The sequence below is a fragment of the Flavobacterium mesophilum genome (assembly GCF_039581405.1).
Classification (GTDB): domain Bacteria; phylum Bacteroidota; class Bacteroidia; order Flavobacteriales; family Flavobacteriaceae; genus Flavobacterium.
In genome coordinates, this window is record NZ_JBCPXZ010000008.1 from 239,749 (window position 1) to 265,730 (window position 25,982).

The window sequence follows — 25,982 nt, forward strand, 5'->3', positions numbered from 1 at the left end:
ATCTTGAATTTGTTTTAACATATAGAATCATAGTTTTTGAATACTTAAAAAGGCGTTTCACTAATTTAAATTCACATAGCACACATTACGCTATGTGTTAGAAACTAGTTTCTTTCTAACGACTTCATAGAGAAAAAGAAAATCTATGTTCTATGTGTTTAAAAAAAAACACAAAGAGTTTTATTGGTTAAAATGGTTTATAGTTCAACAAATAAAGAGATTATATTTTTTTAAGGTCAGACAAAAAATCTCAATCTTTCTCGAATTAGTCTCATTTACTAGATTTTTCAGCAGATCGATTTTTCTGAAATAAAAAAAGCCGTTTCAATAGAATAAAACGGCTTTAAAATTTTCTAAAAATGAAATCTAATTATTTTTTACTGCGAATGAATTAAAAATACTGGAACTGTTTTCTCCTTTTGAAACAATCCCAATTCTGTAACCCATTCCCCACGGCGCATATTTATCGGGATTAAAACTTACTGTTTCAATTTTTATCCAAACCGAATTTTTCTCTTTATAATAAAATTCCAATGTTTTGGCTTTTTCCAAAACATTCATTTTCAATTCAACTTCACCAGAAAAAGCTTTGTCCATTTGTTTTAAAACCTGATAACCGTTTTCTAAATTATTAAAAATCTTAATTCCATTTTTAGAAATTGAAACTCCAACTCCTCCTAATTCTCCCGGCCAAGTACTTTTGTAAATCGCTCCGCCTAATGCAATTCCGGTTTCAGCTTCAGTAACTTTTACAGAAGTATTTACCGTAAAATCAACCGACTTGATGTATTGTCCTAAAAAAGTTCCCAAATTATGATTCTCGTTCGAAGCTTTTAATTCCAAGCCATTTTTGAAATTCAATTCTGGTCTTTCTTTTTTTGAAGGCCATTGCCATGCCAAATTCAGTTTTTGATCTTTTCTAAAATCATCACTAAAATCCAATTCAGATTTTGGTCGATTTGCAGTGATATTATTTCTTAAAACTGGCCAGCCATCTTCTCCAGCGACCAATTCTTCAATCACACCTTCTCTGCCCACATAGACATCATAATCCATGTTGAAAGCATGATACAACATAAACAATCTTCCTTCTTCGGTTGTAATTACAGTTCCGTGACCCGGACATCTCCATTTTTCATTACTGATCATAATCGGGTTTTGAGGATACTTTTCCCAAACACCGCTTTCTAAACTTTTGGTTCTCGCGATTCCGGTTTTGTAATTGCAACGTGCATCACAACAGCCTCCAACGGCATATAAACTATAAATATAACCGCCGAATTTAAAGAAACACGCACCTTCAACTAAAGCGGTTTCCCAAGGCTGGCTATTGGTATAGACTTTCTTCTTTGTCCCTAATAATTTAGTTCTGGTTTCGTTGATTTCCTGCATCCAAATCCAAGATTCTTTGCCACAGCCATTTCCGTCATTTTTCCAAAAAGCATAAATTTTGCCATTGTCTTCCATTTCAAAAGCATCAATCGCGCCACAATCATCTTCAATAATTACGGGACCATTATCTATAAATTTTCCCGTTTCAATTTTAGAAGCATCAATCCAAGCCGTTCCGCATTGCAAACCCGGATTTCCTTTTGTGAATCGGTTGTGAGCGGTGTAATACGCGTAAATTTTATTTTGCTTTTTATCGTAAGCCAATTCTGAAGCCCAAAAATTATTTTCGCCCCACTGGTCTTTCATGTCTTTGAATCCTTCAGGAAAAACATGGTTTACGAGTTTCCAGCTTTTCAAATCAGTCGATTTGTAGATCGTAAAATAAGGCGCCCATTCATTTGTTGTCGAAGTTGCGTAATACACATTTCCAACTCGAATAATCGACGGATCTGGATTGTCTCCAGGCAAAGCTGGATTTACTAATTCAACTGATTTTGAGTCAGAATTAGTTGCTATAATTTGTTTTTTACTGCCACAAGAAAAAAGCATAAGGACAGCAAAAAATGAGATTAATTTTTTCATTTTTTATAATTCACTTAAAAAAATATTAGTTCTGAATCGTTGGCCAATCGTCATTTTTCCAATTCAATTTCAGATTGGACAAATACCACGATTTTCCATCTTTGGTATTATTGCCTTGGTAAAAAAGCCAATATTGCCCTTTTCGATCTTTATAAATATCAGGATGCCCCGATTCGGCGGAATTCCACGTTCCTCCTTTTCCATTTTCTAAAAAAGGTTTTACGCCATTTCGTTCCCAATGAATTCCATCTGTACTTCTAGCAACACCAATTTGCTGTGGTTCATTGTTATAAGCTCCCGCATAAAACATGTATAAATATTTTCCTTTTTGGATACAAGATGCGCCTTCCACACAGTTTTTTTCCCAATCTAAAGTGGGTTCCATTACCGAAGTATTTGTCAACTGCGTCCAATCTTTTTTATTGAAATTGGTTTTGATTGGTGCCGAAGCAACACCTTGTTTCTGAATTTTATACGAAGCATCACGAGTAGCGAAATACAAGAAATATTTTCCTTTAAATTCTACTACTTCTGCATCAATCGCACGTCCGCAAGTCCAATCGCCTGTTGGACTAAAAATCGGATTGGTTTCGTTTCTTTTAAAATTAATTCCGTCAGTCGAATAAGCGTGGCAAATGGCATCTTTTAAGCCATTTCCATACGTTTGATAAAACAAATGAATCGTGTCATTTCTAACCAAAGCGCCCGGAGCGCACAATCCGTTTTTCTCATATTCCGCACCTGAATTGATTTCACCCGCTTTTTTCCAATCTTTTAAATTGTCGCTTTTCGCAATTCCAATGTGCCAGCCCGACATGTCTTTTCCCGGAATCGAATAATACATCCAATAGCTTTTTTTGAAGAAAACTATCTTTGGATCTTTTGCTACAGGATTCCCAGATGATGTATCAGTAAAGTACATTTCCGGTTTTTCTTGAGCGCAACAAGCAAGCCCCCATGCCAAAAGCATGCAGGTAAAGAGTACATTTTTCATCTTATGTTTTTTTAGAAAATTCTTTTCAGTTCAATTCCGTTTAGGATTGTTTTACCGGTTTTTTGTTTGAAATCAACCTGAATTCCTTTGCCGTCTTTTACATAAATAGTTGTTTTCATGTCAACGGCTTTTTCAGGTTCCAAGTAATTATTATTTCCAAAGTTTTCCAGAAATAATTGTCCGTTTACCAAAACATCAAAAACTCTAAAGGCTTTTTCTTCCTTTTGACTTTTCTCTGCTAAATTATATGCCAATGCCTCTCTCGTATTTCCTGAAAGAAACTCAGCAAAATACAATGTCAATTCGTATTTTCCGTCTGGAACATCAAAATTAAAAGCTTCAATTCCTTCTCTTTGTGTTTGATAAATCGGGTCGTTTTCTGTTCCTTTTATCAACTTATTGGTTCCGTACGGAATCTGAGGATTTCCAGGCATTTTATACGCTTGTCCGCCCACATAACCCCAGCTTCCTTTTGCATAAGCTTGTTCTGGAAGCCAATTTTGCTGTGTCAATTCTTCCGTAAATTGTCTTTGGTCGCCCAAACTGATTCTGATATTATCAAAAGGATATTTTTCACTGTTTAAATTTGGCGCATAAAGTGTAAAATGGATTGACGCAAAATCTTTTACGCTTTCGTTTGAAGTCGAAAAAGCTTCCACAATATTATTTCCATTTTTGAACGGAACTTTAAAAATAGTCGAACCTTCTTTTGTTTTCTGACTTCCTAAACTTTGTCCGTTTACTTTTAAAGTCACTTCATTTTCATTCGAAAAAACTTCTAAATCTTGATAAAAAGCCGTTTCATTTTCAGAACTCAAAACTCCAGAACGATTCGTCCAACTTTTAGATCCAATGCTTATTACTGGTTTTTTCGACAATCTTGCCTGATAGAAATAGTAAGCATCTTTCGGAATTCTGTCCCAAGACATAATTCCTTTGTTGTTCATGTGTGGCCAGCTCTCCGCTCTTCCTTCTGAATTGAATTCAACCAAATTCCAAATCGTTCCTCCAGCAACATAATCCAAATTTTGAATTGCGTTCAAATAATGTTTGTGATACAACATGGCATATTCCATTGTTTTATCAAATTTCTTCGGATTATCAGAACGCATTCTTCTGTCAGCATCAGCGCCAAATTCTGTAATTACCATTGGTTTGTCCGGTAATACTTTATGGTGATTTTCAAGGAAAGTTTCTAAACCGCTAAAAGTTCCATTGTACCAGCCGTGGTATAAATTCCATCCCACAATCATTGGAATTTTTGTCAATCCAACCGAATTGTACAAATCGAAAGCACCGTGATTTGGCAACATCGTATAACGCGTTGGATCTTCTTCACGAGTTGTGTTTTCAAGTTTTTGTGCCAATGCAGCAACATTTTTATAATAAGCCTGTCTTTCTGGCGATTTATCTTCATATCTCGGACGAAGCAAAATTTCATTCATATATGCCCAAACAATTACGCTCGGGTGATTGAAATTCTGACGAATCATTTCACGTTGCATTTCGATGCTGTTATCTTCAAAAGCTTTCGTTTCTGTAATTCGGTTTACTTCTGGAGTTTCAACCATTGCCAAAAGCCCGATTCTGTCACAAGCTTCCAAAACCGATGGATCTTGCGGATAATGCGCCACACGAACAAAATTTCCGCCCATGTCTTTGATCAACTGCATGTCTTTTTCAGCCAAAACATCTGGCAACGCATTTGCCAAATCTTTAAAATCTTGATGACGGTTTGCGCCAACTAATTTGGTTGGTTTTCCATTTAGCGAAAACCCTTTGTCAGCAGTAAATGAAAACCATCTAAAACCAACTGGAGCCGAAAACAAATCCAATTGTTGTTTTGTTTTTTTATCTGAAATCACCGAAACCGCTTTATACAAATACGGTTCGTCTGGCGACCATAATTTTGGATTTTGAATCGCTTTTGATAGTTGTAAAAATTCAGTTTTTGAGTTTGGTTTTAACTTTAAAGCAGTACTTAAGGTTGCAACTTCAACATTATTTTTATCCAATAATTTAGTCGTAACAATTACATCTTTTGAAAGTTTTGAATTGTTCTCAATATTTCCTTTGATTTGAATTTTTGCTGAAGCTGCCGAAACCTCTGGAGTTGTAACAAAAACACCATCAGAGGCGCGGTTTGTCATATCAAAATGCACTTCATTTGAAGCAATCAAATAAACGTCGCGATAAATTCCTCCGTAAAACGTAAAATCGGCATCAAGTGGCGGAATATCATCGTTGTAACTGTTATCTACTTTTACCACAATTTGGTTTCCTTTTTCAGGATTTTCAAATTGAAGAAATTCATTTACAGGAAAGCTAAAAGCAGAATAACCGCCAATATGCGAACCCACCTTTTTTCCGTTAATGAAAACTTCTGTAGTTTGATTTGCACCTTCAAAATAAAGATAAACCGATTTGTTTTTCCAATCCGGATTTACAAAAAGCGTTTTTTTGTAGCAACCTTCGCCTCTGTAATAACCCCATTGATCGTCCATGACGTCAAATTTGTTCCAGCTGTGCGGTAAGTTTACATCTTCCCACACGGTATTTTTTGCATTTTCAAGATCGGCTTGATTTAATTTTCCTTTGTAAAACTGCCAGTTCGAATTGATGGATTGTTTCATTTTTTCTTGACCGAATCCAGTCGCGAAACAAAATACAGTAACAAGCAGTAAAATCTTTTTTTGAATCATGGTATTAGTTTTGTGGTTTTACCAATCTGCAGTCAAATAGTCCTCCGGCTGTATTTCCGGGATCGGCTACAAATTGAATTGTAATTTGGTTTTCGTTTTTTAATAAAGCCGTCGGAATCGTATATGTTTCATCATAAAACGAATTTGGTTTCTTAGCTTTTAAAATTTCTTTCGCAATTTCGACATTATTTACTAAAATCCTAAACGATCTTTTTCCGCCATCACTTCCAAAATACGTACAAATCAAATTTGCTTCTGTACTATTTTTCGTATTCATTACAAAACTAAAATAACCACCATCGCGCGCGTCTCGCCAACGCATATTTTGAAATTCTCCTGTAAAAGTATTTTTTCCTTCAAACTGATGATCTCTTTCGGGTTGCATTTCGCCAATTCTAAAATGATCCAGTGTTCTTGCCTCAAGCTCCTCTTCTTCAATACGTTGTTTCTCAAAAACTTCTTTTTGAACCTTCCATTCATCTGTAGAAAATTTATCCCAATACACCATATAGCGATTATCAACTATAACGTACAAAGGCAATAAAGTCGTTTTTTGAAAATTGTCTATAGTAAATTTTAACTTGTTTTGGTCATTTAAATGAATCCAATTGTTAATATCTGAATCGTTGGTGACCAAAACCGGAATTTCTCTGGCTTTCATCGCATTTTGAGTTAATTCTCCAGCCAAAACCACTGGGCCATAAAGCATTGCGACTTTATTTTGATCATCCGGCATGGCTTCTTTATGAAGATGCATCGGCATGGTGTATTCGATTACATCACCTTTTTTAAGTTTATCAGAAATCACAAAATAACTTCCTGCAGTTAAATTTCCTGTAGCTTTTTTACCATTAATTTTTACGGATGCATTTGAAGTCCAAATTGGAATACGCAAATAGATTTTATTTTTAAAACTTCCTTCTTCAACTGTAAAAGTCACTTTATCGCTTTCAGGAAAATTTCCTGTTTGTTTTAACTTCAATCCTTTTTCTTTCCAATTCAACACCGAAGGAATAAAAAGATTGATATATAAATCGCCTTCGCTTCCTTTAGCATAAATGGCTTCACCATATTTGGCGTGATTTTCCATTCCTGTTCCCGTACAGCACCAAAACGAATCATCAGGCGTTCCGAAAATCTTTTTCTCTCCCGATTTTAATGGAAAATAATACAATGCCATTCCGGTTTCAGGATTCAAAGACGGCAAAATATGATTGTAAATCACACGTTCGTAATAATCCATAAATGAAGATGACGGATCTAATTTGTACAAATGCTCCGTCAATTTGAGCATGTTGTACGAATTGCAAGTTTCTGTCGTATTGGTACTTAATTGATTCGCCAATTTATCGCGTTCTCCAAAATGCTCGTAATTACTGTTTCCGCCAATTACGTACGAATGATGATTGGTAACTTCTTTCCAGAAAAATTCAGAAACCGTATGCATTTTAGGATTTCCTGTTAATTCGTAATCTCTAGCCGTTCCAATTACTTTTGGAATCTGAGTATTGGCATGTAATCCAGCCAATTGGTCTTTTTGATTTTCTAACGGAACCAAAACTTTTTCGTGATAGAATCTTTCAGATAAATCCAAATATTTTTTGTTTCCCGTAATGGCGTACACGTTCGCCAAAGCTTCATTCATACCGCCATGCTCACAATCCAGCATTTTTTGAAATTGCTCTTTTGTTAAGTTTTTGAATTTCACATCAACCCAATCAGAAAAAGCAACGGCAATATCTTTGGCATTTTTATTTCCTGTGTACCTATAAGCATCAACCAAACCGGCCAAAACTTTATGTTGTGTGTACCACGGCACCCAACCTCCATTTAAATCAAAACCTTGCGAACGAATGTTTCCAGCGGCAACTTCGTCAAAAATTTTATCACCATCCGGAATGGCACCGATATATCCGGTTCCTTTCTTTTTTTGACATTCTGCTAATTCATTTATAATATAGTCAGCGAGCTCTTTAAATCGTTGATCTCCCGTTGCGGCGTACATCAATGAAATTGCCGTAAGATAATGCCCGAGCGAATGTCCCGAAATTCCTCTTGCTTCCCAGCCACCGTAAATTTTGCCTTTCGGCGAAAGCCCAGAATATTCCCTGAATCTCGACAACAGACGATCTGGTTCTAATGCCAAAAGATAAGCGCCGTCTTTATCCATTGCATTTTTGAACTTGCTATCTAAAAGCCGAACTTCATTCAACTGAAATAAATCAGCTTTATACGGCACTTTATCTTTTACCGTGAATCCTTGCTGTGCTTGGATTCCGGTGCAGAAAAGAAGAATTCCTAAGGTTTTAAAAACATTATTTTTCATATTCTAATAAAATAAATATCCTTTAAATTTTGAAATATCCGAAGATAATTTCAAGCCATAAACCGCTCCGGCAGAATGATTTTCTGGAACTTTAAACGTAATTTTCACATTCTTTTTTCCTTTTAAACTTTCAGGCAGTACAAAGCTTTTCTCGTAATATTGCAAAGGCACTTTTTCTCCTAAATCTTCGGTGCTCAAAAGCTGATCATCGGCATAAATCGAAATTCCGTTTCCGTTTGAAGCACTTCCCCAAAAGGTTACCGTCAAAAATTGTTTTGAAGCTTTTTCATTCGCTTTCATTTCGTATGAGAAACTTTCGTTTTTAGAAACACTTCGTCCATAGCGATTATTTTCCCAAAAATGTCTGCCGTCTTTTTCTAAAATTCTAGTCGAATTGCCAGCACTCAATTTATGCTTTTTTTCATCTAATTCGGAAGAAATATCAATTTCATCGCTTACAATTTTCTGACGTTCGGCAACTTCTTCTTTTGAGAACATTTTCAAATAAACCGAATAGCGCTGATGATGCATTTTATAAAACGGAATCAACGTAATCTCATTCGATTTTCCGTTTAAAATTCCAGCGCCTTTCGTTTTGAATTCCAATTTCTTTCCGGAAACTGGAACAATCCAATTATTAATATCAGTTTCTGAAGCCAATAGCGACGGAATATCATTTTGTGGCGTTACCCAATTATTATAATGCATGGCGTAACTTACCAAATCATTTCCTGGCATTTTGTCTTTTCCTAATGCCGCCGCCATAACTAATGGACCACGCATGATAGTTACAAGATTCGGTTCATCTTTCGATCTTTCAATCCAGAAATTTTGAGGCATGTCAATTTTGATTTTATCGCCTTTTTTCCAATTGTTTGAAAGTTCAATTGTTCCTCCAGGTTTTCCGTTGACATCAACTTCTTTATCGTTGATCCAAACTTTTGCTTTTCCGGCCCAAGATGGATAACGGACAACTAATTTATTTGAAAAAGACTTATTTTCATTAATTTCTAAATTGATAATATCTTCCTCAGGAAAATTGGTTTTCAAACTGATTTCCAATCCTTTTTCTTCCCATTTCAAAGTAGTCGGAATAAATAAATTCAGAAATAAATCATCATTATTATGAAAGAAAATGGATTCCCCATATTTCGCGTGATTTTCCATTCCGGTTCCCACGCAACACCACACTTTTTCTAAATTATAGCCGTCGCTGTACGATTTGAATCCACCCGGCATTAACGAAGTATAATACGTTACACCGCCTGAATCAGGATCTTGCGAAGCCAAAATATGATTGTAAAGTGCGCGTTCAAAATAATCCAAATGTTTCAAATCGCCAGAAACTTCAAAAGCCGTTCGAGCAGTTTTTAGCATATTATAAGTCGCGCAAGTTTCATCAGAAGTAAAACCTAAACCTTTTGTTTCATCGCCCGGTTGTACGTAACGCTCGTAACGCCCGCTTCCGCCAATTACGTGATTATGACTCCTGTACATTTGATCCAAGAAATTAAAAGTCGCGTCTTTGCTGACTTTATTTCCATCAAGCTGATATTGTCTTGCCGTTCCTGCAAAAGTTGGAACTTGCATGTTTACGTGCCTTCCGTACAAAACATCATTTCCTAAAGCGGTGTTCAAAATCACTTTTTGATGATTGAATTTCATCGAAGCCAGCATGTATTTTTTATCGCCTGTGAAAGCATATAAATCGGCTAAAACTTCATTCATTCCGCCGTGCTCAATGTCCAGCATGTCATCAAATAAATCCGGATTTGCTTTTAAGGCAAAGTCGGCAATTCTTGAACCTTCATTTTTTAATAATTCGAAAGCAATTTCGTTGTTGCAATAAATGTAGCAATCGCGATACGCTGCCAAATCTTTGTGAACCACGTACCAAAAATTTCCCATGCCGCCCCAAGGATAATTGGTTTCATCTCCGCCGTCTAACGTTATTTTTCCGTTTGCCAAATCGTGTAACGGATTGTCCCAATTTTTTCTTCCTAAAATATAATTCTGATCGGGATTATTTTTATTGATAATGTCGATCGATTCTTTCAAAGAAGCCATCATATAATCGACTCTTTTTTTGTATTCCAAATCTCCTGTCTGCGCATACATCAAAGCAATTCCCGAAATATAATGTGGCATTTCACCTGGTCTGGTATTCTCCGGCTGATTAGATCCTGGATAATTTCCCAACAAAGGCAGATTCGCTCTTTTTCTGTATCCATTCAGCATTCGGTTGACATCCATTCCTAAAAGATATTTTTGATCCAATTTCATCGCATGATAAAACGGACTATTTTCAAGCAATCTGGTATCATTTAATGGAAAATCTTTCCAAACAATTGGACCTGTTTCTTTGACAATATATTTGTTTTTTTCTTGTGCCGAAATGCTAAAAGCACTCGAAAGCAAAAGTGCCGTAATAAGATTCTTTTTCATCAAAATTTATGTTTATCAGTTTTGTGAGATGGGAGTTCTCTGTAAAATTGAAATACGCGATTTCATGTATCTCAAAAATTCAAATAAATTAAAATTAGCCTCAATTTGTCGGTCTTATTTTCTCATTTTTTAGTCCTTTTGTACCAAACTAGTCCTTTTTGAAGGTATTTCAATATTCTGGATTTTTAATGTCTCAATCTTTCTTTAAACCGCATTTTATTTAGCTTTTTCGGCAAAATATCCAATCATATTGTTCCATAAAAAAGCATTCAAAACGTTTCAAATGTCACTTTTCATCAAATTTGATTTAAAAAGAAAATCCGCAAGTCGAAACTTGCGGATTTTGGATGAAAAAAGTACGTTGTTTTCTAATTCAGAATGATTTTTTGAGTCGAAATCTTGTTTCCAGTTTTAACTCTTAAGATGTAAATTCCTTTTGCAAGATCATTTAAATCTAGATTTATTGAATTTTCAAAGTCGTATGATTTGTTGTAAATCTGTTTTCCATTCATTCCGTAAACTTGAATTATAATTTCTTCTTGCGGATTTGAAACCAAAACATTTACAAGCCCTTTTGTAGGATTTGGAAAAACAGTTATTTTGATTTCGTTGTTTTGGATTTCGGCTTCATCAACTGCCAAAACTTCTTCCGTTTTTCCTGGTTTCGCTAGAACGCCTTGACCATTATCCAATTTTACAAAAGTCCATTGTTGCGTGATCACTTCATTAGAATCCCACTGTCCTAACTGCGCTCCATTTGTAGTGCTTGAACCCGGAACTTCTAATGCTTTTCCGCTTAAACGGTTGATAATTTTGAAATAATTTCCAGTTGTTGGAACAATGCTCCATTGCTGATTATTGGCATTAATATAATCTCTTTGAGTTGCCAAAGCGCCATTTGTAGTTGACGAACCCACAATTCCGATTGCTCTATTAGAATGCAAAGCCGTGATTTTGTAATAACCACCAGAAGTCAGTTCAATTTGAAACTTTTGATTGGTTCCGCCCAAATCATCCCATTGCGAAACGGCCGCATCATTGTTTTGAGAAACTCCAGCAATATCCATTACTTTTCCGCTATTTCTATTTACAATTTTGTAAATTCCTCTAGAAACTGGAGCTGTTGCATCGCCAATTTTTTCAAAATTCCATTGCTGATTATTCGCCCCAGCATAATCATTTTGAGTTACCAAACTTCCGTTTACAGTTCCGGCGCCCGTTACTTCTAAACATTTGCCACTGTGATTGTTCACTAATTTGTAAAAACCATTATTTAAACTGATGATTCCCCATTGCTGATTACCGCCATGTACATAATCCCATTGTCCTACTGATGCATTATTTGCAGTAGATGAACCTAAAACATCGACCGCTTTATTGCTGTGAACGGCATAAATTGCATACGAACCGTTGCCCAGAGCTTCAACTCTGAATTTTTGATTTGCGCCGCCAACATAATCCCATTGACTAAATAAAGCACCATTATCATTTGAAACTCCGTTAACATTCAAGCTTTTTCCTGTATGACGAACAGTAATTTTATAAATTCCTCCAGAAATAATGTCAGAATCGTCTCCTGGTTTTGTACCATTGTACGAATTCATAACATCAATTTTATCAATGTTAACGCCGTTTGTTGCTCCTAAAATTTTAATTGTGTTTGTTCCTAAATTCAAATCCAGATATGCTTCAACATAATTTTGAGAAAATACGGTCGCTACGCCAGTATCCATAAATTCAACATTCCCGATATTGATTCCGTTCAACTCAATTCCTTGCAAAATTTTATTTCCTGAATTTGCATAATAAATACGAACCAATTTTTCTCCTTTATAATCAGAATTCACATTAAAAGTAACCGATGCGCTTGCTGATGTTAAACCTGTTACATAATTTGTCCCACTTGCACTTGCCGAAGTTGCAGACGTTACGCCACCAGCTAAAACAGCACTTTCAGCTTCATAAGTTGTTATTGGAATTGTCGGTACTTCAGTAATTACGATATCGTCAATATTACACCATTTGCTGGCATTTGTAGTTGGAACCGCATGAAGTCCAACGTTTACAGAAGTATTTGTCGCTCCCGTTTTGATATAAAGATATTTATATGGAAAAGCGGTCAAGCCGTTTAACATAGATGAGTAAACATAATTCCCACCATAATTTTCAGCGTAAAAACGAGCTTCTCTTCCAGCGGCACTATTGATTCGTCCTTCAATTTTGTAGGTTGTATTTGGTTTTAAACCTGTAATTGTCTGATATAGTTTTGCTTCAGAAGTATTTGAATCGGTAATCACAGTTCCTTTATATAAACCTGTGGCTGCAAAACTTGCTTTTGTTGTGGCATTGTATTGTTTTTCAGCCCAAATGGTATTACTGCTTCCTGCTGAATTCCAAATATTCCAATTGGTCAAATCACCTTTTTCAAAATCATAATTTACAGATGAAACTTTTGCAATACTGGTTTCATTTTTAATGATATATGAACTTCCAGTTACAGTTGCATCATTTGCTCGCATAATACGTTCTGCATTCTTTTGAAACTGTGCCGCTAAATCTGTGAACTTGCTGTCTCTTGGAAAATCTTTATGCATATGCAAACCGTGCGCTGTGTCGTTAATCCAAACTCCGGTTCCGTTTTTGTAAATGTGATCTAAAAATTCTTGCGGGGTTCCTGCCATTCCTTTGATAATTCCCATCATACCACAAACATTTGATGCTGTACAATCACCGTCACCTCCGGCCAATGAACAAATTTTCAAGGTTTCCATATAATCATTTTGTCCGTATAAAATGGCTAGAAAACCTGTTCCGTGATTGACGTCGCTTAAAAGCATAATTTTATCGTAACCCACTGCGTAGAAATTACGGTATTTCTCTGTCCACAATTCACGAACTGCTGCACGCCAATCTGTTGGATATTTTTGGTACAATGCTACTGCAACATCATACATACCACGAATCCAGCTGTTTCCAGGAACAACTTCCATCGATTTTTGAAGGACCACTCTGGCATCAGTTTCAAAATAAGCAATTGCATGCGCAGCTGCCCAATATTGTCCCCAAGTCAACACTTCACCTTGCCCAGACATGCTCGAGAATTTCTCCACATATTCCGCGGCTTTGTATGGCATTCCAGGGAAATTTGCGCCCATCATTTCATGCTCGATATAACATTCTGGAAGCCAGTGTCCATTGTTGCCATTTTCTCTTTTTCCGAATAAAGGCGCTATCAAATTTTTGCTTGAGAGTAAGCCTAATGCATCTGAGGTTCCTCCAAAGTCTCGTAAATCATGATCGATCCATTCTTTTCTAATATCTTGATAAGCAACCGAAGGCCCAAATTTTTCGAAAATATGCTGATTGAAAACTTCAACATGCTGATCATCATCCGAATAAATTTTGCCGTCTTCGTAGTTTGAGAAGTAATTGAATTCGTCTTTTGTAGTTCCACCGAGCGTTCCATTCAATAAAATAAACCAGCTGTCTGGAAGCCCTAAAAGAGGCTCGACCGGATCTTTCAAAGTTGCTCCTGCTTGGTAATATCCGTTGGGTGTATTATAGACTTTTAAATATTCATAGCCCGTTACGACACCACCACAACTTCCAATAAGCATGGCTAAAGTTTTGTCGTAATAATCTGCTTTTGAAATTGTTTTTGTTTGTGCTGAAATCAAATTGACTAACAGTAAAAACGGAAAAACTAAACGATAAAATCTAAAATCGAATTGCCTTTTTTCTTTTCGGAAATGGTCATTTTTTTTCTGAAAAAGAAAAGGCAGATTAAAAAGTAATCTTCTTTTCATAATGGTTTTTATTTGGGTTAATAGATTAGTAAATAGACTTCTAAAATAATTTTTACCCTCAAAAAGAAGCATTCGAATTGTTTCAGAATTACGACTTTTCGTACCAAAATCATTAAATTTCAGAATTTTCAAAGTTTCGATTCTTTATTTGAAAAATCTCTAATTCGTAATCAGAATATGATCTCTATTTCAAATAAAAAAGCCTCACAAAATGTATTGCGAGGCCATCCAAAAAAATAAAACATGAATTCTATATTTTATAAACTTTTTCAAAATTTTAAACTTTGAAAAAGTTGTCAAGCGAGACTAAAAATTGAAATTATTTAACCAAAGGAAATGCTACAATTCTTAATTTGGTAAAACCAATTGGAACTAGCGTAATTGTTTCCTGAACATTATTCACGTTTCCTTTGTAAACGCCATCTCTTCCAGAAACCGGAAGATAGGCCAAACCATTTACCGCTTTCCAATCCGGAATTTGTTTTGATTTTATTGAAAGTTCAATTGGCGCATTCGCTAAATTCCATTTGAAATTTTCTTTTAAACCAATTTGCTTCACTTCAACATCTTTTTCTAAATTTTTCACCGATTCTTCCAACAAACCATAATTCCAATTCGAAGTTGAGTTTAATGTAAAATATTCGCCTTCATTTTCCTGACTTCCTTTACCCCAAGTTTCATTCATTTTTAAAGCATAAACTAATGGCCCTCTTTCGATTACCTTAGAATTATCTGCCCAAGATGAAGCACTTACTTTCATTGGAAGTTTTAAAGTCACTTTGTCTTTATTATTCCATTTTCTGTCCAAAGTCACAATTCCATTTTTTGCTTTAAAATCAACTTTTTGATTGTTGATCAAAATTTCAGCATTTGTACACCAAACCGGAATTCTTAATTGAAAGGGAAACTGAACTGCTTTTTTTATTTCCATTTGAAAATCAATATTTTCGTTGAATGGATATTGCGTGTTTTCAGCAATTGTGATTTTTTGATTTTCAGAACCAACAGTTGTTGAAAGCACATTTGGACTATAAACTAAAGCGGCAAGTCCGTTGTTTTTATTTCGGTACCATAAATGTTGCGTGAATTTTGTCCAACCCTGATGCATGTTCGCATAACAGCAGGTATAACCGCTTCTTGCACCCAAAACATTATTCATTTTTCTATCAAAAGGAAGCGAAAATGCATAAACACCACGCTGAATTTCAATTTGATTTGCCATTTGAAAATACTGTTTTTCATTGTAAGTATCAGTAGTTTGTGATGGCATTGCATTGAAAGTGGCACGTTCCAGAGCATCCATGTATGAACTTTCGCCTGTAATTCCGATAATATCTTCTAAGGAATACATGGCTTCAACAATGGCACAAAGTTCTGTTCCTTGTGTTGGCGCATTTCCGTGCAGATCTTCATCAGCAGAGAAAATTCCGTTTGGTAAACCGTGAAGCGTCATCAAATCATTAAAACCTATTTTTAGATTTTTCAAATAAGTCGAATCGCCAGTTCTTAAATAATTTTCGGCCGGTTCTTTAAGCGCCATTGCCACATTTACACCATGTCTGCGCATCCAGTGATCTCCGTTTGGATTTACCGCTGCTGCAATAACCCAATCTCTGTTGCCCAACCATTTGCTCCATTCATAAGATTGTGATTTGATTTTTTCGGCCAATTCTAAAAGTCTTTTGTCTTTATTAATTGCATAAAGCCACTGCACAATTTGAATGTTTTCGCTTCCGCGGGAGGCCGACCAATCTGTCCATTTCCCGATTGGCGATTTGTCCAAAGTCTGAATTTGATAATCAAAAAACTTCTTCATAAAAGTCAAAACTCTTTGGTCGTTTGTGGCTGTATAATATTGCTGCAACACTTTTAACATTACCATTTTTGGCCACCAATCTTCACCTTTATCACTATTTTGAACATCAACTTTATTTCCGGTTTCACGTTCCCATTTTGTAATTGGCCCAAAATATCCTGACGGACGCTGATTATCGATTGTCCAATTGATGTATTTCAGCACTTTTTCTTTTAAAACTTTATCGTCAATTTGGTATGCCAATGGAACAGCGCCATCCAACCAATATGGCATTTCTTCCCAGCCATCGCCTTTTCCACCAAGCCAGCCGTTGTCATTTTTTATTTTATTGTAAATCTCATCGATATGTCCAGTAGAATTATTTGTCATGACCAAAAGCTGGTCTTTCAGCCATCCAGAGGGTTTGATTTGTCCTAGCGGAATTTCTTCAAAAACCCTATCGACAGGAGCTTTTGTTATCTGTGCAGTTGAAACAGCAGTAAAACAAGCAAACACCAAAAAAGGAATTATTTTATTTTTCATTTTTTAATCTTCTAAATTATAAAAAATTAGCTTCTGGAATTGGCTCAAAATTCCAGAAGCATTCAGTAATTAAGTTAACCAACCAAAAGTTAACGTAACAAACTAACTTAACACTTAATTTTAATATCCTGGGTTTTGCACCAGTTTAGAGTTCTTTTGCAATTCTTGTTGCGGAATTGGGTAGATTTTCAAATAATCCTTATTTGTTTTTTGGTGAGCGAACCAAGATTTTGTAAAAAATGCTCCAAAACGAATCATATCTTGACGACGACGTCCTTCTTGATTAAATTCCCAAGCCAATTCATCTAAAAATCTTCCGTATTGGATATCAGCTCCACCTTCAACTGTAGCAGTCATTTTATTATCAGTAACGCCGTAATTGTAAACACTTCCTTGCAATAATTGTGCTCCTGTAACCGTTGCTTTTGCTGGATTGCTACTAAAACTTCTTGCTCTAATTTGAGAAACAATTGTTGCCGCTCCAGTTGAATTTCCGGTACGTAATAACGATTCTGCTTTCATCATCAAAACATCAGTATATCTAAAGAAAGGAGCGTCATTGTTCATGTTTTGCTGAATTCCTAATTCAATAGAATATTTATTGATTTGATAACCATCCAATTGCTGGCATAAATCAATATTTGGCATGGTATTTCTCAAAATGAATGGTTTTCCAGCATCAGCACCATAACCTGCTGTCAATGGTTTTCCGTCATATCCAGATTGCAATCCATATCTGAAACCGTATTTCAAACGGTCGTCATCTTGATCAAATGAATTGATGAATTGAGGCAAAACACCCATTCCGCCCCATCCTCCAACATTGGAGTTATAAGTAGCGCGTTGCGAATCCCAAGAACCTAACATCCAGAATTGCAATCCTCCAGCTTTAACTTCGTCATAAGGAATTGCCCAAATTGTTTCAGGCGAATTTTCATTTTTCGGACTAAAAGCATCGCGAACAGAAGCTGCTAAAGCAAATTTTCCAGAAGCAATAATAATATCCGATTCTTGGATACATTCATTGTACATTGGCGTACCTGTATAAACTTCTGCATTCAAATACATTTTTGCCAATAACGCGTGCGCCCCCCATTGTGTAAAACGACCATAAGTTGCTGCAGAAACGGTTTGGCTTAAAGCTGGCATAGATTCCTTAACTTCTGTTATAATGAAATCAAAAACCTGTTTACGTGTTTTTTGCTCTGGCAAATATCCTGGCTCAACAATAAAACTCGTTTGAACAGGAACATTTCCAAATAAATCACATAAAACATAATAGTAACTTGCACGAACCATTCTGATTTCAGCAATTAGCTGTTCTTTTCCTTGACTTACAGGAATTTGACCGCTTTCTATCTGATAAATGATTTTATTTGCCTGTGCGATTCCGCCATAAGCCTGATTCCAAACTGTTTGCAATTGCGGTTGAAGCGAAGTCCAAATATGCTGGTGTACTTGTTTGTAAATTCCACCATCAACCCAACCGTTTGGACGACCCGGATAAATGATTTCATCTGCAGAAGTTTCCTGCATTTCCCACCAACCTGGTCTGTTGGCATATAAAGTTCTCCATTGCGTATATGCTGGTCCAATCAAAGAAGCCAAATCGCCTTCTGAAGGATTAAATTGGTCATTTGCAATTGTGCTGTACACGTTATCGTCTAATTCAGTACATGAACTAAACATCAAAAGTGAACATGCTATAATCGAAAGTATTTTTTTATTTTTCATGATCTTTTATTTAAAATGTAGCATTAATACCTATTGTGAACGTACGTGTAGTTGGGTATTTATCTCTATAATCATTTCCTGGCGTAACACCTTCTGGCGACAATTCAGGATCTAAACCTTTGTATTTTGTGAATAAGAAAGTGTTCAAAGTAGAAGCATAAATTCTGAAAACATCAAAGAATTTAAATGTATTTCCTTTAAAAGTATATCCTAAAACAATATTGTCGATTTTCCAGTAATCCCCGTTTTCAATATAGTAAGAGTTGTATTTTTCAGATTCTGTCAAAACTGCTTTTCCAAAAACTGGTTCTAAAGCTGTTTTCAATCTGTTACGCTCCACATTTCCATTTTGCTCGTAGAACATACGGTCGAAGTTTAGAATTTGGTAATCAAAAGCACCACGCATAGTTACTGTAAAATCAAGGTTTTTGTATTTTACTGTATTGTTGAAAGCCAAATTGTATTTTGGAATTCCGTTTCCTAAAATCTGACGGTCATCGTTTGTGATTTTTCCATCTTTATTTAAGTCATCATAAACCCATTTTCCTTGATCTGTAATATCGATAACTTTAAATCCGTAGAAATTTCCAACTGGTTGACCAATTTGCAAACGGTGTGTACTTTGCTGAATTGGTTCTCCTGTTGAACCGAAATCTGCGTAATCATTTGCTGATTTGTAACGCGGATCATCACTGAATGAAACGAATTTGTTTTCATTATAAGATCCATTTACTTGTGCATTCCATGTTACGTTTGCATTTTGAATTACGTTGTACCCTAACGAAACCTCGATACCTTTATTTTCCATAACTCCAGCATTTGCAAAAGTAGTTCCAACTAAATTTGGTGGTTGTGGTACTGGGAAATTGAATAATAAACCATCTGTTTTTCTGTTGTAAACATCAATTGTTCCTGTAAATCTACTGTTGAACATTCCGAAATCAAGACCAATATTTGTTTCTTTTTTCTCTTCCCAAGTCAATCCAGGATTTGGATTTTGGAACGGAGAAAGCGTCTGAACAAAGTTTCCATTGTAATAGAATGAATTACTCACACTTGAAAGTCCAAGTTGTGAAAGACCTAAGTAATAACCTCCTGGTGCCGCTCCAGTAATTCCGTAACCTGCTCTAACTTTTAAGCTATTTAACCAAGTTACACTTTTTAGAAATTCTTCTTTATCTAATCTCCATCCTCCAGAAACAGCCCAGAAAGTTCCCCAAGGGTTATCTGAACCAATGAATTTTGAAGAACCTTCACGACGAATTGTTCCGCTTAAAAGGTATTTTCCATTGTAGTCATAATTCGCACGAGCAAATCCTCCAATCAAATTGTATGAATTTTTATAACTGCTCACAAATGGCGCTCCATTCAAATAAGAAAGTTTTCCTGTTGGGCCAAAGTTTGTCGCAGCGCCCATATTATTGTATGTAAAATAATCTGTCGCAAAATTGTACGCATATTGCGAACTGCTTTCGTATTCAGTATCAAAATAGCTATAACCTAATAAACCTGTAAGGTGATGTCCTGAACCAAAAGTCTTTTCATATTGCGCTGTGAAATCAAGTGTTTGATCAATAAATTCCTCAGAACCTTTATTAGCATAACCATTTAAGCCTCCTAATAGATTTGATGAATGGAATTTATTTTCATAATAACCTCTTGTAGTATTGCTCGTAACGCGCCCCAAACTTAAATTGAAAGTCAAACCGTCAATTGGTTTCAAAATAAAACCTAAGTTCGAACGTGTTCTGTGTGTTTTGCGCTCACCTACACTGTTTTTCAAGTCAGCAACTGGATTCACGAAAATGGCAAAGTTTTCATAATAATCACCCGCATAGTTTGCTCCTTCTGGTTTTAAAACTGGTGCAGTTGGGTTTGCAATAAGCGCATTTCTGTAAATTACTCCGTTGAAACTGCTTCCAACGCTGTTTACATTCAAAACGTTATCTTGATTATTGATTCCGAAAGTAACTTGCAATTTGTCATCGAACATTTTGTGATTTACGTTGATGTTGGTATACAAACTATTATTGTCAGACCCCATCATGATACCTTCAAAGGCACGGTAATTTACAGATCCATAGTAATTTGTTTTGCTGTTTCCTCCTCTAATCGAAAGATCATAAGTTGTACTGATGTTTCCTTGCGTAATCTCATCAATCCAATCTGTGCTAGCGCCTTTATCAGATGCTGCAGGAATTATTCCTTTTTTAATTGCATCTCTATATTCATCTGCATTCAAAAAGTTTGGCTTTTTCATAATACTTTGCGTAGAAGTAGTTTGCTGGAAACTAATTTCTGGCTTCATATCTTTTTTGCTTCCTTTTTTAGTTGTAATCAATAATACCCCATTATTTGCTCTTGTACCATAAATCGCTGCTGCAGATCCATCTTTCAAAATATCAATAGTTTCGATATCTTCTGGGGCAAAATCTTTCAATCCGCCAGGGATTCCGTCAATTAAAATAAGCGGTGGTGTTGGGTTACTGATACTTGACGTTCCTCTTAAAAAAATTGAACTTCCAGAATCCGGATTTCCACTGCTACTGGTAACTGTTAAACCAGCAACTTTACCTTGCAAAAGCTGTCCGACATCTTTTACTGGAGCTTGCACAAAATCCTCTTTTGTAACGTGAGCAACGGCACTCGTTAAATCTCCTTTTTTCTGAGTTCCATAACCTACAACGACAATTTCATTCAATTTTGAAGCTTCTTCAGCTAATTTTACTGATATGTTTTTTTGGCTGTTGATTGCGATTTCTTTGCTTTGGTAACCAATAAAACTGATAACTAAAATTCCGTTTGATGGCGCTTTGATTGAAAAATTCCCATCAAAATCTGTTGTCGTTACTGTTTTGGTTCCTTTTACTAAAACATTTGCTCCTGGTAATGAGAGACTATTTGCATCAGTAATTTTTCCTGAGATTGAAATTTCATTTTGACTGTAACCCGTGGCAGCACAGAAAAAAATGATCATAAAAAGTGATAAAGCTTTAAAATTGCTTAACCACTGTAATCTAATACTGTTTTTCATTGATTTTTCATTTTGGTTAGATAATAAAAATTAATAGTTGATAAAAATTGCATCATATATAATTTTACTCCCAATAAATTATGATATGTGAATTAGTAAGCCAAATAGACTAAATTAACCACCAAAGTCTTGTCCCTTTTGTTTCAATTGTTAAGCAAAACAATTCATTTGGTAGTATTGGCGAAAAAAGCCTGTAATTTGGGATAAAATGCCTCTTTAATGAGACGAATTGCACATGTTGAAAGAAGAATTTTAAGATTCTAAATGCTATATTTAAAACAAATTAAATCGTGTGAAAAATAAACTATCATCTGTATTATTTTTATTGATGAGTTGTCTTACAAACGCTCAGAATTACTATTTCAGACATTATCAAGTCGAAAATGGCTTGTCAAATAATTCTGTTTTGACATCACTTCAAGACAAAAAGGGCTTTATGTGGTTTGGAACTAAAGATGGTTTGAATCGTTTTGACGGATATGCATTCAAATCGTTCCAAAATGATCCAAATGACCCAAAAACTTTAGGAAGTAATTTTATTCAATGCCTGCATCAATTAAACAATACAATTTGGGTTGGAACTGACAACGGACTTTTCAAATTTGATCAAAAAGACGAAAGTTTTGAATTAGTAGAAACAACCATTAATAAATCGATTCAAGCTATAGAAGATGATAAGCAAAACAATCTTTGGTACATCGCCAATGGAACTTTATACAAATATTCTCTTCAAACTAAAGAGAATTTTACGTACGAGCCACAAAAGAATTTTAATGCAATTACATTAACCAAAGACGTTCAAGGCACAATATGGTTTGCGACTTACAATAATTTGTTCAAATATGATCAAAAGAATAATTCATTTGTAAAATTTGAAATTACTGCCCCTTTTTCAAATGGCTTACCTTTTATTATAAACATTCTTAAATCTTATAATAAGGATGAAATTTTAATTGGAACACAAAATCACGGGGCTTTAGTTTTTAATACAAAAGACAATAGTACAAAGCGTCTTTTTACCTATACTGAAAAATCGCTTTACATTCGGAATTTCATAAAAAATGGAAATGACGAATTGTGGATGTCATCAGAAAATGGGGTCTATATTTACAATTTAAAGACAAAATCATATTCGGTACTTCGTAAAAGTTATAATAATCCTTATTCAATTTCTGATAATGCAGTACATTCTTTAACTATTGACAATGAAGGTGGTATTTGGATTGGAACGTATTTTGGTGGCGTGAATTATTTTCCAAAACAATATACTTCGTTTAAAAAATATTTTCATGTTGTAGCCGAAAATTCAATTAGCGGAAATGTCATACGCGAAATCCATAAAGATGACTACAATAATTTATGGATTGGAACTGAAGATGGAGGTCTCAACAAACTAAGTCCAAATACTGAAAATTTTCAAAATTTCAGAGCTGATGGAAGTTCCCAAAGCATTTCATACAATAACATTCACGCTATTTTACCTATAAAAGACAAACTTTGGATTGGTACTTTTGAACACGGTTTAGACGTAATGGATATTAAATCTTCTCGAGTTGTAAAACATTATTTAACAGGTCAAAACGGAGGTTTAAAAAGTAATTTCATTTACAAATTATATCAAACAAAAGTTAAAGAATTATTGGCATTATCGGCTTTAGGAATTCAGAAATTTGATGCCCAAAAAGATCGTTTCGTAGAATTTTCTCCTTATCCAGAAGGTTACTTTTTCACCTCTTTTCTAGAAGACAAATCAGGAAATTTATGGGCTGGAACCTATCGTGATGGGTTATTTTGTTATAATCCAAAAACAAAGCAAAAAACATTCTTTAAAAACGACAGGAAAAACAACAACAGTCTAAGCAGTAATGCGATAAACTATATTTTTCAAGACAGCAAAAACAATATTTGGATTGCCACTGAAAACGGTTTGAATCTATTTGATTCTAAAACAAATGCTTTCAAAAGATTCACTAAAAAAGATTTTCTTCCCAGTAATCTAATTTTCACTATTCTCGAAGATTCCAAAAATAATTTATGGATTTCAACTTCAAAAGGATTAGTTGAATTTAATGTCAAAAACAATAAAATAACTGTTTATACCAAAGCAAATGGTTTGTTGAACGATCAATTTAATTACAGTTCAGGTTTTAAAAGCAATAACGGAACAATGTATTTTGGAAGTGTTTACGGACTTATTAGCTTCAATCCAGATACTTTTCAAAAAGACAAATCAAAAACACCAATTTTAATAACAGGCCTTAAAATCAATAATGTTGAAGTTGATGTTAACAAAAACGATTCGCCATTATCACAATCGATAACATTAACCGATAAATTAGAATTAAAAAACAATCAATCGTCATTTAGTATAGAATTTGGTTCATTGAATTATAATTCTTCTGATATGACGCAATATTGGTACAAAATGGAAGGAATCAGTGATGAATGGATTCCGTTAGGCAAAAAACATCAAGTCTTTTTTACTGAGCTTCCTTCTGGAAAATACACATTCAAAGTAAAATCATATAACAGCAATAAGCTTTATAATAACGAAACAGTTGCATTAGAAATCAGAATTTTACCTCCATTTTACGCAAGTACGATGGCATATATTCTTTATTTTGCCTTAGGATTTGCCTTGGTTTATTTTGCGCTCAGATATTACCATCAATATATTGAGCAAAAAAACGATCAGAAAATCAAGTATTTGAATAACCAAAAGGAAAAAGAAATCTATAACGCCAAAATCGAGTTTTTCACCAATATAGCGCATGAAATCAGAACGCCACTGACATTGATCAAAAGTCCACTTGACAAGGTTTTAAAGAAAGCCAAGCAAATGCCGGAAATTTATGGAGATTTAAATATTATGGAGAAAAACACATCTCGCTTACTGCATTTAGTCTCACAATTATTAGATTTTAGAAAAACGGAAACCGAAGAAGTAAAACTAACCTTTGTAAAAGTAAACATTACTGATTTGGTTCAAAATACTTATATCCGTTTCAGTCAAGCTATAAAGGATAAAAATATAGATATTCAATTTGATTTAAGTCCTGAAACCATTTATGCTTATGTTGATGAAGAAGCATTGAAAAAGATTGTAAGCAATGTACTAAATAATGCCATAAAATATTGCCAAAAAACAATTATCATCGCTTTAGAGAAAGATAATGCCTATTTTAGAATTTCAATAAAAAGCGACGGAAACCGAATTCCTGAAAATCTAAAAAATAAAATTTTTGAGCCATTTTTTAGAGCACCTGATACTATGAGTATTACAGGAACCGGAATTGGATTATCACTTTCGCATTCACTTGCAGAATTGCACTCAGGAACATTAAAATTAGATACTTCAGAAAAGCAATACAATAGTTTTGTACTAGCACTGCCACTTCATCAAGAAAAACATTTTGACTTTTATAAAAATGAAGAAAAACAAAAGCGTAAAAATGTTGAAGAAGAAATAATTGAAGAAATCACAAATACTAGAACCACAATTCTTGTTGTTGAAGATAATGTGGATTTATTAGAATTTATTGCCAATGATTTGGAAGAAACCTATCATGTGCTCCGAGCAAAAAATGCGCATGAAGCTTATGAAATTATTGAGAAATACACCATTCAACTTATTGTAAGTGATGTTATGATGCCTGAAATCAGTGGGTTTGAGTTGTGTAGAAAAATAAAAACAGATTTACAATCCAGTCATATTCCAGTTGTTCTGCTTACTGCGAAAGATAATTTGAACTCAAAAATCGAAGGTCTTGAAGTCGGTGCCGATGCTTATATCAGTAAACCATTTTCAATGGAATATCTAAAAGCTCAGGTCGAGAATTTAATTGAGAATAGGAAAAATTTAATGGATTTTTATTCAAGTTCACCGTTATCGCATTTAAAAAGTGTGGCACACAGCCAAATTGATGAAACTTTTATTAAAAAACTGGACGAAATCATTAATGAGAATTTATCAAATACCGAATTAAGTGTTGAAATCCTAGCTGAAAAAATGGCAATGAGTCGTTCTACATTTTACAGAAAAATAAAAGAAATCACAAACCTAAACCCAAATGAGCTCATAAATATCGCCCGACTTAAAAAAGCCGCCGAATTACTAAGTTTAGGTCATCATAAAGTATATGAAATAGCAGAAATTGTAGGTTATAACTCCCAAACGACATTTGGTCGCAATTTCCAAAAACAATTTAAAATGACACCTACAGAATATGCGCAAATGAACGAGCCTGGAAACAATTAAAAATAGTTTCCATTCTTTAAAATTTAAAAATGCCTTAAATGAAATTTCACTTAAGGCATTTTTATTATTTCACACTTATTAATTACTTTCATTTCCTAAACGAATTACAAAAGTAGATCCTGTTAAAATTTTCTAGAGCTAAAAGATAAAATCTTATCACCCAATGTAGATTTGAAAAAAATCTAATACAATAATCATTATGGGGCCGTGCTGTCCGCCACATCTTTGCTGGAGATCTTTTTGGGGAAGGAAGCGCCCCGGGCTTCCCGCAAAAGAATCCTGTCCCCGTCGCCTGCGCATCAGCGAATCCGGATGGGGCGATGCTTCGGGGGAAGAAGCGCAAACGGGCATAAAACAGAAAACCCCGTCCG

10 protein-coding genes are annotated in these 25,982 nt (G+C 34.9%); 1 reads left to right on the forward strand and 9 read right to left on the reverse strand.

From position 1 onward, the window contains the following. Positions 1-366 precede the first annotated feature (366 nt). The 9 genes from AAYQ19_RS21365 to AAYQ19_RS21405 all read right to left on the reverse strand — a co-directional run bounded on the left by AAYQ19_RS21365 (position 367) and on the right by AAYQ19_RS21405 (position 21,353). Entirely contained in the window at positions 367-1,974 is a 1,608-nt protein-coding gene (locus AAYQ19_RS21365; protein ID WP_343539183.1) for a glycoside hydrolase family 43 protein, read from the reverse strand. 25 nt (positions 1,975-1,999) lie between these two features. Beyond that, entirely contained in the window at positions 2,000-2,968 is a 969-nt protein-coding gene (locus tag AAYQ19_RS21370) for a family 43 glycosylhydrolase (protein ID WP_343539184.1), read from the reverse strand. An 11-nt stretch (positions 2,969-2,979) separates the two neighbouring features. After that, on the reverse strand, positions 2,980-5,670 hold the full coding sequence (locus tag AAYQ19_RS21375; RefSeq protein ID WP_343539185.1) for a glycoside hydrolase family 2 TIM barrel-domain containing protein: 2,691 nt from the start codon (positions 5,668-5,670) through the stop codon (positions 2,980-2,982). 4 nt (positions 5,671-5,674) lie between these two features. Further along, positions 5,675-7,996: a beta-L-arabinofuranosidase domain-containing protein gene (locus tag AAYQ19_RS21380; RefSeq protein WP_343539186.1), complete on the reverse strand. Its 2,322-nt coding sequence runs from the start codon at positions 7,994-7,996 to the stop codon at positions 5,675-5,677. A gap of 3 nt (positions 7,997-7,999) precedes the next feature. Further along, on the reverse strand, positions 8,000-10,441 hold the full coding sequence (locus AAYQ19_RS21385; RefSeq protein WP_343539187.1) for a beta-L-arabinofuranosidase domain-containing protein: 2,442 nt from the start codon (positions 10,439-10,441) through the stop codon (positions 8,000-8,002). A gap of 368 nt (positions 10,442-10,809) precedes the next feature. After that, positions 10,810-14,247 (reverse strand): RICIN domain-containing protein, encoded by a 3,438-nt coding sequence (locus tag AAYQ19_RS21390; protein WP_343539188.1) that lies wholly within the window; start codon positions 14,245-14,247, stop codon positions 10,810-10,812. Positions 14,248-14,566: 319 nt separating this feature from the next. Beyond that, positions 14,567-16,585, reverse strand: coding sequence for a beta-L-arabinofuranosidase domain-containing protein (locus tag AAYQ19_RS21395; RefSeq protein WP_343539189.1), 2,019 nt, complete (start codon positions 16,583-16,585; stop codon positions 14,567-14,569). A gap of 120 nt (positions 16,586-16,705) precedes the next feature. Next, complete coding sequence (locus tag AAYQ19_RS21400; RefSeq protein ID WP_343539190.1) at positions 16,706-18,319, reverse strand: RagB/SusD family nutrient uptake outer membrane protein; 1,614 nt, start codon at positions 18,317-18,319, stop codon at positions 16,706-16,708. Positions 18,320-18,329: 10 nt separating this feature from the next. Then, positions 18,330-21,353, reverse strand: coding sequence for a SusC/RagA family TonB-linked outer membrane protein (locus tag AAYQ19_RS21405; protein WP_343539191.1), 3,024 nt, complete (start codon positions 21,351-21,353; stop codon positions 18,330-18,332). Positions 21,354-21,645: 292 nt separating this feature from the next. Here AAYQ19_RS21405 and AAYQ19_RS21410 point away from each other — a divergent pair, with 292 nt between their 5' ends. Further along, positions 21,646-25,611, forward strand: coding sequence for a hybrid sensor histidine kinase/response regulator transcription factor (locus tag AAYQ19_RS21410; RefSeq protein ID WP_343539193.1), 3,966 nt, complete (start codon positions 21,646-21,648; stop codon positions 25,609-25,611). The last annotated feature ends 371 nt before the right edge of the window (positions 25,612-25,982 follow it).

What these genes read in the sequence shown, in the direction of transcription:
- AAYQ19_RS21365 (WP_343539183.1), bottom strand. Translation starts at nt 1,974, where the DNA reads ATGAAAAAATTAATCTCATTTTTTGCTGTCCTTATGCTTTTTTCTTGT.
- AAYQ19_RS21370 (WP_343539184.1), bottom strand. Translation starts at nt 2,968, where the DNA reads ATGAAAAATGTACTCTTTACCTGCATGCTTTTGGCATGGGGGCTTGCT.
- AAYQ19_RS21375 (WP_343539185.1), bottom strand. Translation starts at nt 5,670, where the DNA reads ATGATTCAAAAAAAGATTTTACTGCTTGTTACTGTATTTTGTTTCGCG.
- AAYQ19_RS21380 (WP_343539186.1), bottom strand. Translation starts at nt 7,996, where the DNA reads ATGAAAAATAATGTTTTTAAAACCTTAGGAATTCTTCTTTTCTGCACC.
- AAYQ19_RS21385 (WP_343539187.1), bottom strand. Translation starts at nt 10,441, where the DNA reads ATGAAAAAGAATCTTATTACGGCACTTTTGCTTTCGAGTGCTTTTAGC.
- AAYQ19_RS21390 (WP_343539188.1), bottom strand. Translation starts at nt 14,247, where the DNA reads ATGAAAAGAAGATTACTTTTTAATCTGCCTTTTCTTTTTCAGAAAAAA.
- AAYQ19_RS21395 (WP_343539189.1), bottom strand. Translation starts at nt 16,585, where the DNA reads ATGAAAAATAAAATAATTCCTTTTTTGGTGTTTGCTTGTTTTACTGCT.
- AAYQ19_RS21400 (WP_343539190.1), bottom strand. Translation starts at nt 18,319, where the DNA reads ATGAAAAATAAAAAAATACTTTCGATTATAGCATGTTCACTTTTGATG.
- AAYQ19_RS21405 (WP_343539191.1), bottom strand. Translation starts at nt 21,353, where the DNA reads ATGAAAAACAGTATTAGATTACAGTGGTTAAGCAATTTTAAAGCTTTA.